This window comes from Paracoccus sp. S3-43 (assembly GCF_029027965.1).
In the GTDB taxonomy this organism is placed as follows: domain Bacteria; phylum Pseudomonadota; class Alphaproteobacteria; order Rhodobacterales; family Rhodobacteraceae; genus Paracoccus.
This window is the reverse complement of sequence record NZ_CP119082.1, coordinates 2,223,779-2,240,261: the sequence shown is the minus strand read 5'-3', so window position 1 is coordinate 2,240,261 and position 16,483 is coordinate 2,223,779. Positions and strand designations below refer to the sequence as shown.

Here is a 16,483-nt window from a genome sequence, read left to right as displayed (position 1 = left end):
CGCGCCCGGCCTTTCGCCTATCTGTTCGGCCACAGGGGCGCGTGGCGGTTCACGTCCTTATACAGCAGGTAACGGAACGGCCCCGGCCCGCCCGCATAGCAGGCCTGCGGGCAGAAGGCGCGCAGCCACATATAGTCGCCGGGGCCGACCTCGACCCAGTCGCGGTTCAGGCGATAGACGGCCTTGCCCTCCAGCACGAACAGCCCGTGTTCCATGACGTGCGTTTCCGCGAAGGGGATGGAGCCGCCCGGCTTGAAGGTCACGACGGTGATATGCATGTCGTGGCGCAGGTCGGCTGGGTCCATGAAGCGCGTCGTGCCCCAGGCCCCGTCCGTGTCGGGCATCATCGAGGGGGCGATGTCCTGTTCCTGCGCGATGATCGGGTCGGGGCGGCTGACGCCCTCGACCGGCTGCCACCGCTTGCGCCACCAGTGAAAGCCGGTGTTGCCGGGGGTGGTGTTCTGCACCGACCAGACCGTGCCGGGCGGGACATAGGCGAAGCCGCCCGGACGCAGCAGGTGTTCGGCGCCGTCGATGGTGACGGACAGTTCGCCGCCGGTGACGAACAGGGCGTGCTGGATTTCCGGGTCGTCGTCGGGATTGTCGGACCCGCCGCCCGTCGCCAGCTCGACGATGTACTGGCTGAAGGTCTCGGCAAAGCCCGACAGGGGCCGGGCGATCATCCACATCCGCATCCCGGTCCAGCCGGGCAGATAGCTGGTGACGATGTCGCGCATCACGCTGCGGGGGATCACCGCATAGGCTTCGGTAAAAACCGCCGTGTCGGTGGTCATGCCGGTCTGCGGCGGCAGGCCCGCGACGGGACCGGCATAGGGCACGCGGTTCGGCTGCGGGACGGCGATCTTGGCGATGTCGCCGGTCGGTGCGCCGGCGGGCGGCAGATCCGGGGTGGTATCGGTCATTTCAGGGCCTCTTTCAGGCGAAGCTCGCCGATTCGCGCGACCTGGCGTTCGGCCTCGGCGCGTTCGGTCGGGGTGTCGTTGTCGATGCGGGCCTGCATGGCGCGCATGATGCCCGCCTTGTCATGGTCGCGCACGGCGATGATGAAGGGAAAGCCGTGCTTGGCGACATAGGCGTCGTTCAGGCGGGTGAAGGTCGCGCGTTCCTCGTCGGTCAGGCTGTCTAGACCGGCGCTGGCCTGTTCTGCGGTGCTGTCCGCCGTCAGCCGCCTGGCCTGCGCCAGCTTGCCCGCCAGGTCGGGGTGGGCGTTCAGCACGCCCAGCCGCTCCTCGTCCGAGGCGCTGCGGAACACCTGCGCCATCCGCGCGGCAAGGCCCGTCGCGCTGTCATGGACCGCGCCCATCTCGGCGTCCCAGACGCGCTCGGCGATCCAAGGGGAATGTTCATAGATGCCGCCGAACCTCGTGACGAAGCTGTCGCGATCCATCCCGGACGGGCGGGTCTTCGGCTGATAGGGATGCATCTCGGCCCAGTGGCGCGCGATGTCCAGCCGCGTGGCGAACCAGACGCCCTCATGCGAGCGGCTATGATCCAGGAACCGCTGGATCGCCATGGCCCGGCCCGGACGCCCGGCAAGACGGCAATGCAGCCCGACGCTCATCATCTTGGGCGCGCCCGCAGCCCCTTCGGCATAAAGGATGTCGAAGCTGTCGCGCAGGTAATCGAAGAACTCGACCCCGGTGCCGAAGCCCTGACCGCTGGAAAAGCGCATGTCGTTGGCGTCCATCGTATAGGGCACCATCAGTTGCGGGCGGCCCTGATGGACATGCCAATAGGGCAGGTCGTCGGCGATGCTGTCGGCCAGGTATTCGAAGCCGCCTTCCTCGCAGCCAAGCGCCACCGTGTTCATGGACGTGCGGCCTTGATAGAAGCCGCGCGGGCGTTCGCCGGTGACGGCGGTGTGCAGGGCGACGGCCTGGGCGATATGCTCGGCCTCCACCTCGCGCGGCACATCGCGATAGTCGATCCATTTCAGCCCATGGGTTGCAATCTCCCACCCGGCGGCCTGCATGGCGGCCACCTGTTCGGGGCTGCGTTCCAGCGCGGTCGCGACGCCATAGACGGTGACGGGAATGTCGCGCAGCATCCGGTGCAGCCGCCAGAAGCCCGCCCGCGCGCCATAGTCATAGATCGATTCCATGTTCCAGTGCCGCTTGCCGGGCCAGGGCTGGGCGCCGATGATCTCGGACAGGAAGGCCTCGGACGCGGCATCGCCATGTTCGATGCTGTTCTCGCCGCCTTCCTCGTAATTGACGACGATCTGCACGGCGATCCGGGCGCCGCCGGGCCATTGCGGGTCGGGGGTGGTCTCTCCATATCCTCGCAGGTCGCGGCTATAGCGCATCGGGCATCCTTTCGTGGCAGCATGGCGACAGGAAACCGCGCGACGGCTTGCGCGGCAAGCGGGCAGTGGCACAATTCTGTATCAACGAATCGGAAAAGATCGTTTCGGGTTTCAAATCCTCATTGAAAGACTTGCGGGATCAGTCCGATTGTCGGCGTGAACCCGCCGCTTCTAGACTGGCGCATTGCGGTGGGGAGAACCGCGCGGAGGGACCATATGGAACGCTATTTCAAGCTGGCCGAACACGGCAGCACCGTCAGGACCGAGGTGATCGCCGGGGTCACCACCTTCCTGACCATGGCCTATATCATTTTCGTCAACCCCGACATCCTGTCCACCACCGGCATGGACCGCAACGCGGTGTTCATCGCCACCTGCCTGGCCGCCGCCATCGGCTCGGCGGTGATGGGGCTGTGGGCCAACTGGCCCATCGGCATGGCGCCGGGCATGGGGCTGAACGCCTTTTTCGCCTTCACCGTGGTCGGCGCCATGGGCTTCACCTGGCAGCAGGCCTTGGGCGCGGTGTTCATCAGCGGCATCATCTTCCTGATCCTGTCGGCCACCGGCATCCGCCGCTGGCTGGTGGCCGGGATCCCGCTGTCGATGCGCAGCGGCGTCGCGGCGGGGATCGGCATGTTCCTGGGCATCATCGCGCTGAAATCGTCCGGCATCGTCGTCGGCAGCGAGGCGACGCTGGTCGCATTGGGCGACCTGACCGCGCCCGGCACGCTGCTGGCGATCCTGGGCTTCTTCATCATCGTGGCGCTGGACGCGCTGAAGGTGACGGGGGCGATCCTGATCGGCATCCTGGTGGTCACGGTCGCCGCCATCCTGCTGGGCGTCAGCCAGTTCGGCGGCGTCATGTCCGTGCCGCCGTCGATCGCGCCGACGCTGCTGCAACTGGATATCATGGGGGCGCTGCATTACGGCATCTTCCACGTGATCCTGGTGATGGTCCTGGTCGAGGTCTTCGACGCCACCGGCACGCTGATCGGCGTGGCCAAGCGCGCGGGCCTGCTGACCGAAGGCCCGGCCCATACCAATCCCGGCCTGTCGCGCGCGCTGATGGCGGATTCGACCGCGATCACCGTGGGGTCGATGCTGGGCACCTCGTCCACCACCGCCTATGTCGAAAGCGCGGCGGGCGTGCAGGCGGGCGGGCGCACCGGGCTGACGGCCCTGGTCGTGGCGCTGCTGTTCCTTCTGGCGATGTTCTTCGCGCCGCTGGCCGGATCGGTCCCCGCCTATGCCACCGCGCCCGCGCTGCTGTATGTGGCGACGCTGATGGTGCGCGAGCTGGCCGAGATCGCCTGGGAGGACGTGACCGAGGCTGCCCCCGCCGTGCTGACCGCGCTGGCGATGCCCTTCACCTATTCCATCGCCAACGGCCTGGCCTTCGGCTTCATCAGCTATGCGGTGATCAAGCTGCTGACCGGCAAGGCGTCGCAGGTGCACCTGGCGACCTGGATCGTGGCGGCGCTGTTCGTGATCAAGTTCGCGTTCTTCGGGGGGCATTGATAGACAGCTTCGGCAGACAGGTCCGGGCGGGAAACGGAAACGCATGCGTTTCCCCCCGCTTCCCGACATTGCCCCAAAGACGGTGCCGCCCCATGACCACGGAAGGCCGACGCCCGTCCAGGCGGGGCGGGCGTCGGCCGGGCCTGTGAGGCCCATGCCCGGCGGTTCAGGTGGATATGGCGCGTCGTGGCGAAGGCGGCGAAATCTGGTCCCTCTGAAGCTCAGCCCCCCATCGCCGCGGACAGTTCCGCCGCCGCAGCCGCCACCACCGCGCCCAGCGTCTTGACGTGCTCGTGCCCGATCCGGTGGGTGGGGCCGCTGACGCTGACGCCTGCGATCGCCTCTCCGGTCAGGTCGAAGACCGGGGCGGCGATGCAGCGCATTCCGCGCGATTTTTCCTCGTCGTCGAAGGAAAAGCCGCGGGCGCGGATGCGGGCCATGTCCTCGGACAGCGCGTGGGGCGTGGTCAGCGTCCGGTCGGTGAACCGCGTCAGGCCGGGACCGTCCAGATAGCCGCGCAGGATCTCGGGGCGGCCGAAGGCCAGCAGCGCCTTGCCGATCCCCGATGCGTGCAGGGGCGACCGGGTGCCGGGCGGAAAGAAGGCGCGGATGGTTTCCTGCGTCTCGGCCTGGCTGACGAACAGCACCGCATCGCCGTTCAGGATCCCTAGGTTGGCGGTTTCCCCGGTATGCTTCATCAGCGCTTGCAGGATCGGGCGGGCGCGTTCGACGATGCCCGACCGGCGCATGAAGGCAGACCCCAGCCGGAAGGTCGCGGGGCCGATGTTCCAGGCCTGCGTGGCCGGGTCGCTTTCCACCATGCCGCGCGCGGCCAGCGAATGCAGCAGGCGGTGGACGGTGGATGGCGACTGCTCCATCCGCTCGGCCACTTCGGAAAGCGTCAGGCCCGGATGGGCGGCCAGCAGGTCCAGCATGTCAAGCGCGCGGTCCAGCACCTGCACGGTGCCGCCCGTGTCCTTGGCGCTGCGGGGGCGGCCCCGGCGGCGGGTCGGTTCAGACATTTTCGCCCTTTTCTAAAGAATACATTTTCAGAACCGCGAAAATCGAAAAAGCGGCCTGAAAAATAGCAAGCCTATGATGATGCTTACCGATTCTGCTTTCTGCGCCAAAATGGAAATGTTTTCCAGAAAAATTGTCGCATCTGGCCGCAGGGGGTATCCTGCGCTTATCAGAGGAGGAACAGCCATGACCAGCCAGAATCCCGTGTTCATTCCCGGTCCGACCAATATCCCCGAGGTGCTGCGCAAGGCCGTGGACATGCCCACGATCGACCATCGCAGCCCGGCCTTCGGGCGGATCCTGCATCCCGCGCTGGAAGGCGTGAAGACGGTGCTGAAGACCACGCAGGGACAGGTCTTCATCTTCCCCTCGACCGGGACCGGCGGCTGGGAAACCGCCATCACCAACACGCTGTCGCCCGGCGACAAGGTTCTGGCGACCCGCAACGGCATGTTCAGCCACCGCTGGATCGACATGTGCCGGCGCCACGGGCTGGACGTCCAGGTCGTCGCGCAGGAATGGGGCGAAGGCGTTCCCGCCGACCGGTTCGAGGAGATCCTGACCGCCGACAAGGCGCACGACATCAAGGTCGTCCTGGCCACGCATAACGAGACCGCCACCGGCGTGCGCAGCGACATCGCCGCCGTCCGCCGCGCCTTGGACGCGGCGGGTCATCCGGCGCTGCTGTTCGTGGACGGGGTTTCGTCGATTGGGTGCTATGATTTCCGCATGGACGAATGGGGTGTCGATATCGCCGTCACCGGCAGCCAGAAGGGCTTCATGCTGCCCCCCGGCCTCGCCATCGTCGGCTTCTCGCCCAAGGCCATGGCGGCGGTCGAGACCGCCAAGCTGCCGCGCACCTTCTTCGACATCCGCGACATGGCGCGCGGCTATGGCGCCAACGGCTATCCCTATACCCCGCCGGTCGGACTGCTGAACGGGCTGAACGTCGCCTGCCAGATGCTGCTGGACGAGGGGCTGGAGAATGTCTTCGCCCGCCACCACCGCATCGCCGAGGGCGTGCGCCGCGCGGTCGCGGCCTGGGGGATGCAGCTCTGCGCCAAGCGGCCGGATCTCTATTCGGACAGCGTCAGCGCCATCCGCGTGCCGGACGGGTTCGACGGCAACACAATCGTCAGCCACGCGCTGAACGCCTATGGCGTGGCCTTCGGAACCGGGCTTGGCGATGTCGCGGGCAAGGTGTTCCGCATCGGCCACCTGGGCAGCCTGACCGATGTCATGGCGCTGTCGGGCATCGCCACGGCGGAAATGGTCATGGCCGATCTGGGCCTGCCCGTCACGCTGGGCAGCGGTGTCGCCGCCGCGCAGGACCATTACCGTCACAGCGCCGCCGCCCTGAAAAAGGCCGCGTGATGAGGGACGCGATGGAAATCCCGACCTATGAGGACATGCTGGCCGCGCATGAGCGGATCCAGCCCTATATCCGCCGCACGCCGGTCCGCCTGTCGGATTACCTGAACGAGCTGACCGGCGCGCAGCTGTTCTTCAAATGCGAGAACTTTCAGGAGCCGGGGGCCTTCAAGGTCCGCGGCGCCGCCAACGCGGTCTTCGGGCTGGACGAGGCGCAGGCCGCCAGGGGCGTTGCCACGCATAGCTCGGGCAACCATGCGTCCTGCCTATCCTATGCGGCGATGCGCCGGGGCATCCCCTGCAACGTGGTCATGCCGCGCACCGCGCCGCAGGCCAAGAAGGACACGGTGCGCCGCTATGGCGGGCAGATCACCGAATGCGAGCCGTCGACCAGCAGCCGCGAGGCGACCTTTGCCGAGGTGCAGGCCCGGACCGGGGGCGATTTCGTCCATCCCTATAACGACCCGCGCGTGATCGCGGGCCAAGGCACCTGCGCGCGCGAGTTCATCGAGCAGACCGAGGGGCTGGACGCGGTGGTCGCGCCGATCGGCGGAGGCGGAATGATCTCGGGCACCTGCCTGACGCTGGCGACGCTGGCGCCCGAAACCAAGGTGATCGCGGCCGAACCCGAACAGGCCGACGACGCCTATCGCAGCTTCAAGGCGGGCCATATCATCGCCGACGACGCGCCCAAGACCGTCGCCGACGGGCTGCTGGTGCCGCTGAAGGATTTGACCTGGCATTTCGTCAGCAATCACGTCAGCGAGATCTACACCGCTTCGGACGCGGAAATCATCGAGGCGATGAAGCTGGGCTGGAAGCACCTGCGCATCGTCCTGGAACCCAGCAGCGCCGTGCCGCTGGCCATCGTGCTGAAGAATCGCGACGCCTTCGCCGGCAAGCGCGTCGGCATCATCGTTACCGGCGGCAATGTCGATCTCGACAAGCTGCCCTGGATTTAAGGGAGGGCCTGACCATGAACGCACCCGTGAATTTCGAGAACCTGGAAGTCGGCTTCGACGTGCCCGCGCTGCCGGGCATGGACGAGGGCGACATCCAGACGCCCTGCCTGATCCTGGATCTGGATGCGTTGGAGCGCAATATCAGGAAGATGGGCGACTATGCCAAGGCGCATAACATGCGCCACCGCAGCCACGGCAAGATGCACAAGTCGGTGGATGTGCAGAAATTGCAGGAATCGCTGGGCGGCGCCGTCGGCGTCTGCTGCCAGAAGGTCTCCGAGGCCGAGGTCTTCGCCCGTGGCGGCATCAGGGATATTCTGGTCAGCAACCAGGTCCGCGACGCGGCCAAGATCGACCGGCTGGCCCGGATGCCCAAGCTGGGCGCGACGGTGACGGTCTGCGTCGATGACGTGGCGAACGTGGCCGATCTCTCGGCGGCGGCGGTCAGGCACGGCACCGAACTGGGCGTCTTCGTGGAGATCGACTGCGGCGCAGGCCGCTGCGGCGTCAAGACCACGCCCGAGGTGCTGGCCATCGCCCGCGCCGTGGCCGCCGCGCCGAACCTGACCTTCAAGGGCATCCAAGCCTATCAGGGCGCGATGCAGCACATGGACAGCTATGACGACCGCAAGGCCAAGCTGGACGCGGCCATCGCCCAGGTGACGGATGCCGTCGAGGCGCTGAAGGCCGAGGGGCTGGAGCCGCAATTCGTGTCCGGCGGCGGCACCGGCAGCTATTATTTCGAGAGCAATTCGGGCGTCTATAACGAATTGCAATGCGGTTCCTATGCCTTCATGGATGCCGATTACGGCCGGATCCACGACAAGGACGGCCGCCGCATCGACCAGGGCGAATGGGAAAACGCGCTGTTCATCCTCACCTCGGTCATGTCCCACGCCAAGCCGCATCTGGCGGTGGTGGACGCGGGGCTGAAGGCGCAGTCGGTCGACAGCGGGCTGCCCTTTGTCTATGGCCGCGACGATGTGAAATACATCAAGTGCAGCGACGAGCATGGCGTGGTCGAGGATCCGAACGGCGTTCTCAAGGTCAACGACAAGCTGCGGCTGGTGCCGGGCCATTGCGATCCGACCTGCAACGTCCACGACTGGTATGTGGGCGTCAGGAACGGCAAGGTGGAAACCCTGTGGCCGGTCTCGGCGCGCGGGAAAGCCTTCTGAATGTGGGTCGTTCCTGAATCCGAGATCGCCGGGCTGATGACCCCCGAGGCCGCGTTCGACGCGGTCGAGGCGGTCTTCGCCGCCATGGCGCGGGGCGATGCCCGCAACTTTCCGGTCGTGCGCGAGGCCATCGGGCACGAGGATGCGCTCTATGGCTTCAAGGGCGGCTTCGACGGGGCGGGCATGACGCTGGGCCTGAAGGCAGGGGGCTATTGGCCGAACAACGGCAAGCACGGGCTGATCAACCACCAGTCCACTGTGTTCCTGTTCGACCCGGATACCGGACGCGTGTCGGCGGCGGTCGGAGGGAACCTGCTGACCGCCCTGCGCACGGCGGCGGCAAGCGCCGTGTCCAGCAAATACCTTGCGCCCGAAGGGGCGCGGGTGCTGGGCATGATCGGGGCGGGCCACCAATCCGCCTTCCAGATGCGCGCCGCCGTGCGCTTCGGCAAGTTCGAGCGGGTGATCGGCTGGAACCCGCATCCCGAGATGCTGACCCGCCTGGCCGAGACCGCGACCGAACTGGGCCTGCCCTTCGAGGCGGTGGATCTGCCGACGCTGGGCGAACAGGCGGATGTGATCGTCAGCATCACCTCGGCCTTCGAACCCCTGCTGCTGGACGGCCATGTCAAGGGGCCGACCCATATCGCGGCCATGGGCACCGACACCAGGGGCAAGCAGGAACTTGACCCCGCCCTTGTCGCCCGCGCGCGCCTGTTCACCGACGAGATTGCCCAATCCGTCAGCATCGGCGAATTCCAGCACGCGAGCGCGCAGAAACTGATTTCCGACAGCGATGTCACCGCGATAGGCCAGGTCATCATTGGCAATCATCCGGGACGTGGCGATGCGGAAGTCACCATCTTTGACGGCACGGGGGTCGGTCTTCAGGATCTGGCCGTCGCGGGCGCCGTGGTCGAACTGGCAAAGCGGCATGGGAGGGCCACCCAGGTCGACATCTGAACGAAACGAGGCATCCGTGGAAAGGGAGGTCCGCAATGTCTGAGGCAACTTATCAGGGGGGTGTTCATCCGGTGGATGAGATGCTGCCCGCGCCCAAGCTGTTCACGCTTGGGTTCCAGCATGTGCTGGTCATGTATGCGGGCGCCATCGCGGTCCCGCTGATCGTCGGCCGGGCGCTGAACCTGCCGCCCGAGGAGGTGGCGTTCCTGATTTCCGCCGACCTGTTCGTCTGCGGCATCGTGTCCATCATCCAGAGCCTTGGGGCGACGCAGTATTTCGGCATCAAGCTGCCGGTGATGATGGGCGTGACCTTCGCCTCGGTCGGCCCGATGGTCGCCGTGGCGACATCGCTGCCCGGTCACGAGGGCGCGCGGGCGTTGTTCGGCGCCATCATCGCGGCGGGGATCATCGGCATCCTGATCGCGCCGTTCATTTCCAGGATGCTGCGGTTCTTTCCGCCGGTGGTGACGGGCACGCTGATCCTGACCATCGGCATCAGCCTGATGCCCATCGGCATCAACTGGATCTTCGGCCTGCAAGCCGGCCCGACCGCCCCCAGGATCGTCGATCCGGCGGCGGCCGCCTGGCTGGATGCGGCGCGGGCGGCGGGCGAGGTTCCGGCCAGCGTCGCCCTGGCCCCGACGGTGCAGAACCCGCTCTATGCGGCGGGGCAGAACATTCTGATCGCGGTGCTGGTGCTGGGCACGATCCTGCTGGTGTCGAAATTCGCGCGGGGCTTTCTGTCCAACATCGCCGTCCTGATCGGCATCATCGTGGGCGGCATCGTCGCGGCCATGCTGGGCATGATGAGCTTCGACAAGGTCGGAGCGGCGGAATGGTTCGCGGTCATCAAGCCGTTCCATTTCGGGATGCCGACCTTTGATCCGATCATGATCGCCACCATGGTGCTGGTGATGCTGGTCACGCTGATCGAATCGACCGGCATGTTCCTGGCGCTGTCCGACATCTGCAAGAAGCCGCTGGACCAGAAATCCCTGGCGGCGGGCCTGCGGGCGGACGGGCTGGGGACGGTGATCGGCGGGATTTTCAACACCTTCCCCTATACGTCCTTCAGCCAGAACGTCGGCCTTGTCGGCGTGACCGGCATCCGGTCGCGCTTCGTCTGCGTGGCGGGGGGCGCGATCATGATCGTGCTGGGGCTGATCCCGAAGATGGGCGCCTTGGTCGAATCGCTGCCGACCACGGTTCTGGGCGGCGCGGGGCTGGTGATGTTCGGCATGGTCGCGGCGACCGGGGTGCGCATTCTGGCGCGCGTCGATTTCGCGACCAACCGGCACAACCTGTTCATCGTCGCGATCTCGGTGGGCATGGGGATGATCCCGCTGGTGGCGCCGAACTTCAACCAGTGGATGCCCCATGCGATCCACCCGCTGATCCATTCCGGCATCCTGCTGGCGGCGATCACGGCGGTGATCCTCAACTGGTTCTACAACGGCGCGGCCCATATCGACGAGGACGCGATCCGCGAAGCCGGTCATGTCGCGGACCACTAGGACGCTGATCCGGGGGGCCGAGGTCGTCGTCACCCTGGACGACGCCCGGCGCGAGATCCGGGGCGGCGATGTCCTGGTCGAGAATGGAAAGATCGTCGCGGCGGGTGAGAACCTGCCGCGCGACGGCGCCGAGGTGGTCAGCGCGGCGGGCTGCGTGGTCACGCCGGGGCTGGTCAACACCCATCATCACCTGTTCCAGGCCCTGACCCGCGCCGTGCCCGCCGCCCAGGACGCGGCGCTGTTCGGCTGGCTGCGCACGCTCTATCCGATCTGGGCGCGGATGACGCCCGACGACATCCGCCTCTCGGCCGAGGTCGGGCTGGCGGAACTGGCCCTGTCGGGCTGCACCTGTTCGTCGGATCACCTGTATCTTTATCCCAATGGTTCGCGCCTGGACGACAGCATCGAGGCCGCGCAAAAGATCGGCATCCGCTTCACCGCCACGCGCGGCGCCATGTCGATCGGCGAAAGCAAGGGCGGCCTGCCGCCGGATGCCCTGGTCGAGGACGAGGCCGCGATCCTGAAGGACAGCGAACGGGTCGTGGACGCCTTTCACGAGCCGGGCGAGGGGGCCATGGTGCAGGTGGGCCTTGCGCCCTGCTCGCCCTTCTCGGTCAGCCGCGAGTTGATGCGCGACGCGGCGATCCTGGCGCGGGACAAGGGCGTGCGGCTGCACACCCACCTGGCCGAGAATGACGAGGATATCCGCTATTCCCTAGACAATTTCGGGATGCTGCCGGGCGATTACGCCGAAAGCCTCGGCTGGACCGGAGACGACGTGTGGCACGCCCATTGCGTCAAGCTGTCGGCGCCGGAAATCGACCTCTTCGCCCGCACCGGCACCGGGGTCGCGCATTGCCCCTGTTCCAACGCGCGGCTGGCCAGCGGCATCGCCCCGGTCCGGGCGATGCGGGATGCGGGGGTGCCGGTGGGGCTGGGCGTGGACGGGTCGGCCAGCAACGATTGCAGCCATCTGGGGCAGGAGGCGCGGCAGGCCATGCTGGTCGCCCGGCTGAAGGATGGCCCCGCCGCGATGGCCGCGCGCGAAGCGTTGGAGATCGCGACCCTGGGCGGGGCGCGGGTGCTGGGGCGGTCCGATATCGGTGCCTTGAGGCCTGGGATGCAGGCCGATCTGGTGCTGTGGGATGTCTCGGACCTGCCGCTGGCAGGACAGTGGGATCCGGTCGCCGCGCTGATCTTCTGCGCGCCGGTGCGGCCAAGGACGGTCTATGTGGCTGGCCGGGCGGTCGTGGAGGATCACCGGCTGCTGACCGCCGATCCGCGCGATCTGCGGACGCGCGCCGAAAAGGCCGTGGCGCGTCTGGCGGGCTGAGGACCGGGGGCGCTTCGCCCCCCGGACCCCCCGAGGATATTTCGACCAAGGCAAAGAGCATCGTTCCGTCCGATTTTCTACGGAATCTTAAGACTACCTTGCTTATGGTCCCTCTCGTGCAGGCGCAGGGGGATCGGTTATCAGGAAGGCCACGATAATAAGGGAAGGGCGATGATGCCAGGATACCTGACCACGCATGTGCTGGACACGGCACGCGGCCGCCCGGCCGAGGGGATGGAGGTGGTGCTGTTCCGTCTGGAAAACGGACAGCGGACCGAGCTTGCGCGGCTGCGCACCAACCACGACGGCCGCACCGACAGCCAGATCCTGCCCGCGGCGGATTTCGCGACCGGCACCTATGAGCTGGAATTCCACGCCGGCGCCTGGATGGATGCAACCGGGGTCGACCCGGAAAGCCCGCGTTTCCTGGACGTGATCCCGATCCGATTCGGCATGTCGCAGGACGATCACTATCACGTGCCGCTGTTGGTCTCGCCCTTCGGCTATTCCACCTATCGGGGAAGCTGAAACCATGCTGCACCTGATCCCCGACCCCATCGTCATCTGGGAATGGCTGGCCTTCGCCATCCGCTGGACCCATGTCATCACCGCCATCGCCTGGATCGGATCGTCCTTCTACTTCGTGGCGCTCGACCTGGGGCTGACCAAGGCGCCCGGCCTGCCCAAGGGAGCCCATGGCGAGGAATGGCAGGTCCATGGCGGCGGCTTCTACCATATTCAGAAATATCTGGTCGCCCCGGAACGGATGCCCGAGCATCTGACCTGGTTCAAATGGGAAAGCTACATGACCTGGATCAGCGGCGCGGCGCTGCTGATGGTCACCTATTGGGCAGGGGCGAACCTGTATCTGATCGACACCGCCAAGGCCGATCTGGCGACCTGGCAGGCGATCCTGATCTCGGCCGGTTCGCTGGCGTTGGGCTGGCTGATCTATGACACGCTGTGCAAGTCCAGGCTGGGCGAGACGCCGACGGTGCTGATGCTGCTGCTGTTCGTGGCGCTTGTGGTGATGGGCTGGGGCTATACGCAGGTCTTCACCGGCCGCGCCGCGCTGCTGCATCTGGGCGCCTTCACCGCGACGATCATGACCGCGAACGTGTTCTTCATCATCATGCCGAACCAGCGGATCGTGGTGGCGGATCTGAAGGCCGGGCGCGCGCCCGATCCGAAATACGGCAAGATCGCCAAGCTGCGGTCGACGCATAACAACTATCTGACGCTGCCGGTCATCTTCCTGATGCTGTCGAACCACTATCCGCTGGCCTTTGCCAGCCAATACAACTGGCTGATCGCGGCGCTGATCTTCCTGATGGGCGTGACCATCCGGCATTTCTTCAACACCATGCACGCCCGCAAGGGAATGCTGTGGTGGACCTGGGCGGTCACGGTGGTGCTGTTCATCCTGGTGATGTGGCTGTCCTCGGCCGGGTTGAACCAGGACAGCCTGGAACAGGCCGAGGCGCGGCCCCTGACCCCGGTCGAGACCCGCTTTGCCGAGGCCGAGGGGTTCCAGCAGGTCAGCGACATCGTGCTGGGCCGCTGTTCCATGTGCCACGCGCGCGAGCCGGGATACGATGGCATCCATCACGCGCCGAAGGGGGTGTTCCTGGAAACGCCTGGCGACATTGCCAGGCACGCGCGCGAAATCTATGTCCAGGCGGGGCTGACCGACGCCATGCCGCCCGCCAATGTCAGCTTCATGGAACCGCAGGAACGGGCGCAGGTTATCCGCTGGTTCCGGTCGGCGGGTGGGGCCAGCCTGGCAGGGCTGTAGCGGACCGGAAAGAACCATGGCCCCCGCGAGAGGCCGTTTTCATCAGAACACCTTTTTCAGTTCCCGCACCGCGAAATCCGCGAACATCCTGACCTTGGGATCCTGCAACCGCCGGTGCGGGGTCAGGCAGCCGAACTGGGCGGGCAGGGGGCGGTTCTGGGGCAGAACCTCGATCAGCCGCCCCGCCTGAAGGTCCGCCGCGACCTCGTACAGCGGGCGGTTGGCGATGCCTTCGCCGCCAAGCGCCCAAGCGGTCAGCACGTCGCCGTCGTCGGTGTCGAAGCGCCCGCCGACCATCATCTTCTGCGGGCCATCCTCGGATTGCAGCACCCAGAAATATTCCGGGCTGCGCGGATAGCGCAGAAGCAGGCAGTTGTGGCCCGCCAGATCCTCGGGCGCTTTCGGCGTGCCCTGCCGTTCCAGATAGTCGGGCGAGGCGACCAGCACGCGCGGGCAATCGGCGATCTTGCGCCATTTCAGCGCCGAATCGGCGGGTTCGCCCAGGAAGAAGGCCAGGTCGATGGCGTCTTCCACGATGTTGACGTTGCGGTCCGACAGCCGCAGCCGGAAATCCACGCCGGGGTTTTCCGCGCAGAAGGGCGGGATCAGCGGCGCGATCAGCCGCCGCCCCAGGCCCAGGGGCGCGGTCAGCCGGATCACCCCCTGCGGGCGGCCCGAGAAGCTGGACACAAGCGCCTCGGCCTCGTCCAGCGTCTCGATCACCCGGCGGGCGTTGTCATAGAAGGCGCGGCCGATCTCGGTGGGCGTCAGCTTGCGGGTGGTGCGATTGAGCAGCCGCACGCCAAAGCGGTTTTCCAGATCCTTGATGCGATTCGAGGCAACTGCCGGGGAAAGCCGCAGATCCCGCCCCCCGGCGGTGATCGACCCCAGTTCGACCACCCGGACGAAGACGCGCAGGCTTTCAAGATAGGACATGGGTGATAGGCCGCTTTCAAGGATTCGTGTAAAGTCTTCCGGGTCGGCACCGATTTCGCAACCGCTTTTTTCGGCCTAGCTTTGACGATGGGTCCACAGCCACGAAGGAACGCCATGACACCCGCGCTGCGCTTTTTGCTGAACGGCCGCCCGGTCGAGCTGACCCAGGTCGGGGCATCCGACACGCTGCTGGATTTCCTGCGCATCGACCGCCGCCTGACCGGCACCAAGGAAGGCTGCGCCGAGGGCGACTGCGGCGCCTGCACGGTCTTAGTGGGGCGGCTGACCGACGACGGGCTGGTCTATGAGCCGGTGAATGCCTGCATCCGCTTCCTCGCGTCGCTGCACGGCTGCCATGTGGTGACGGTGGAACATCTGCGCGGCCCCGAGGGCGGGCTGCATCCGATCCAGGCGGCGATGGTCGAGCATCACGGCAGCCAGTGCGGCTTCTGCACGCCGGGCATCGTCATGGCGCTTTATGGGCTGTGGATGTCGAACCCCGACGCGGGCGTGGCCGAGATCGAGACGGCGTTGCAGGGCAATATCTGCCGCTGCACGGGATACGAGCCGATCATCAAGGCGGCGCTTGCGGCGGGTCGCGCGGGCGGGCAGGCCGGCGATGCGCTGGCGGTGGAACGGGAACTGGTCGCCGCGACGCTGCGCGACATGCGCGGCGAACGCGTCGAACTGGCCAAGGGCGGCGAACGCGCCATCATCCCCGCCGATGCGGACGACCTGGCGGCGGTGCTGGAGGCCGAGCCGAAGGCCACGATCATCGCAGGCGCGACGGACGTGGGCCTGTGGGTCACGAAGTTCATGCGCGACATTTCCCCCGCCGTATTCATCGGCCATCTGATGAAGGGCAAGCGCGTCGAGGATGGCGAAATCCGCCTGGGCGCGGGCGTGACCTACAGCGAGGCCGCGCCCCTGATCCGCCAGCATATTCCCGCCGCATACGATTACTGGCTGCGCATCGGCGGCTGGCAGGTGCGCAACATGGGCACCATCGGCGCGAACATCGCCAACGGATCCCCCATCGGCGACACGCCGCCGCTGCTGATCGCGATGGCTGCGCGGATCGTGCTGCGCAAGGGCGCGGCGCGGCGCGAGGTGGCCTTGCAGGATTATTTCATCGAATACGGGCGTCAGGACCGCGCGTCGGGCGAATTCGTGGAAGAAGTCATCATCCCGACCCGCCCGAACGCCCGGATTGCCGCCTACAAGATCAGCAAACGCCGCGACAGCGACATCACCGCCGTCGCCGCCGGTTTTTGCCTGACGGTTGAAAATGGCGCCATCTCCGAGGCCCGCGTGGCCTTCGGCGGCATGGCGGGCATCCCCAAGCGCGCCACCGGGGCCGAAACCGCGCTGACCGGCCAACCCTTCGCGGCGGAAACCTTTGAAGCCGCCGCCCGTGCCGTGGCCGACGACTTCCAGCCGCTATCCGACTGGCGCGCCAGCGCCGATTACCGCCGCACCGTGGCCGCCAACCTGTTCCGCCGCTTCTGGCTGGAGCAATCTGAACCGGGCCTACCCGTTCGCCTGCATGAAGCCGTGGGAGCGTGAC

General features: G+C 66.6%; 14 protein-coding genes. 10 read left to right on the top strand and 4 right to left on the bottom strand.

Annotated features, from left to right (window positions below; all coding sequences use genetic code 11):
* Nucleotides 1–17 precede the first annotated feature (17 nt).
* Both PXD02_RS11630 and puuE read right to left on the bottom strand, forming a co-directional pair.
* A complete protein-coding gene (locus tag PXD02_RS11630; RefSeq protein ID WP_275104033.1) occupies nt 18–923 on the bottom strand; it encodes a bifunctional allantoicase/(S)-ureidoglycine aminohydrolase in 906 nt (301 codons plus the stop codon).
* Entirely contained in the window at nt 920–2,326 is a 1,407-nt protein-coding gene (gene puuE / locus PXD02_RS11625) for an allantoinase PuuE (protein ID WP_275104032.1), read from the bottom strand. Before puuE ends, PXD02_RS11630 begins: the two co-directional genes overlap by 4 nt.
* 216 nt (nt 2,327–2,542) lie before the next feature.
* On the opposite strand from puuE, the gene PXD02_RS11620 reads away from it, so the two are divergent.
* On the top strand, nt 2,543–3,844 hold the full coding sequence (locus tag PXD02_RS11620) for an NCS2 family permease (RefSeq protein ID WP_275104031.1): 1,302 nt from the start codon (nt 2,543–2,545) through the stop codon (nt 3,842–3,844).
* 221 nt (nt 3,845–4,065) lie between these two features.
* On the opposite strand, the gene bhcR is transcribed toward PXD02_RS11620, so the two are convergent.
* A complete protein-coding gene (gene bhcR / locus PXD02_RS11615) occupies nt 4,066–4,866 on the bottom strand; it encodes an HTH-type transcriptional regulator BhcR (protein ID WP_275104030.1) in 801 nt (266 codons plus the stop codon).
* A 184-nt stretch (nt 4,867–5,050) separates the two neighbouring features.
* On the opposite strand from bhcR, the gene bhcA reads away from it, so the two are divergent.
* The 8 genes from bhcA to PXD02_RS11575 all read left to right on the top strand — a co-directional run bounded on the left by bhcA (nt 5,051) and on the right by PXD02_RS11575 (nt 13,980).
* Entirely contained in the window at nt 5,051–6,238 is a 1,188-nt protein-coding gene (gene bhcA, locus PXD02_RS11610; RefSeq protein ID WP_275104029.1) for an L-aspartate--glyoxylate aminotransferase BhcA, read from the top strand.
* Entirely contained in the window at nt 6,238–7,197 is a 960-nt protein-coding gene (gene bhcB, locus PXD02_RS11605) for a beta-hydroxyaspartate dehydratase BhcB (protein ID WP_275104028.1), read from the top strand. The genes bhcA and bhcB overlap by 1 nt, the downstream gene beginning before the upstream one ends.
* A gap of 14 nt (nt 7,198–7,211) precedes the next feature.
* Entirely contained in the window at nt 7,212–8,375 is a 1,164-nt protein-coding gene (gene bhcC, locus PXD02_RS11600; protein WP_275104027.1) for a 3-hydroxy-D-aspartate aldolase BhcC, read from the top strand.
* A complete protein-coding gene (gene bhcD, locus PXD02_RS11595) occupies nt 8,376–9,338 on the top strand; it encodes an iminosuccinate reductase BhcD (protein ID WP_275104026.1) in 963 nt (320 codons plus the stop codon).
* A gap of 35 nt (nt 9,339–9,373) precedes the next feature.
* The gene (locus tag PXD02_RS11590; protein ID WP_275104025.1) at nt 9,374–10,852 is read left to right on the top strand and encodes a nucleobase:cation symporter-2 family protein; all 1,479 of its coding nucleotides are present in this window, start codon (nt 9,374–9,376) and stop codon (nt 10,850–10,852) included.
* Entirely contained in the window at nt 10,836–12,185 is a 1,350-nt protein-coding gene (locus tag PXD02_RS11585) for an 8-oxoguanine deaminase (RefSeq protein ID WP_275104024.1), read from the top strand. The genes PXD02_RS11590 and PXD02_RS11585 overlap by 17 nt, the downstream gene beginning before the upstream one ends.
* A gap of 174 nt (nt 12,186–12,359) precedes the next feature.
* Entirely contained in the window at nt 12,360–12,713 is a 354-nt protein-coding gene (uraH, locus tag PXD02_RS11580) for a hydroxyisourate hydrolase (protein ID WP_275106415.1), read from the top strand.
* A 4-nt stretch (nt 12,714–12,717) separates the two neighbouring features.
* Nucleotides 12,718–13,980: a urate hydroxylase PuuD gene (locus tag PXD02_RS11575; protein ID WP_473092019.1), complete on the top strand. Its 1,263-nt coding sequence runs from the start codon at nt 12,718–12,720 to the stop codon at nt 13,978–13,980.
* Nucleotides 13,981–14,022: 42 nt separating this feature from the next.
* On the opposite strand, the gene PXD02_RS11570 is transcribed toward PXD02_RS11575, so the two are convergent.
* Nucleotides 14,023–14,916: a LysR family transcriptional regulator gene (locus PXD02_RS11570; protein WP_275104023.1), complete on the bottom strand. Its 894-nt coding sequence runs from the start codon at nt 14,914–14,916 to the stop codon at nt 14,023–14,025.
* Between the two features lie 114 nt (nt 14,917–15,030).
* Here PXD02_RS11570 and xdhA point away from each other — a divergent pair, with 114 nt between their 5' ends.
* On the top strand, nt 15,031–16,482 hold the full coding sequence (gene xdhA / locus PXD02_RS11565; RefSeq protein ID WP_275104022.1) for a xanthine dehydrogenase small subunit: 1,452 nt from the start codon (nt 15,031–15,033) through the stop codon (nt 16,480–16,482).
* Nucleotide 16,483 lies beyond the last annotated feature (1 nt).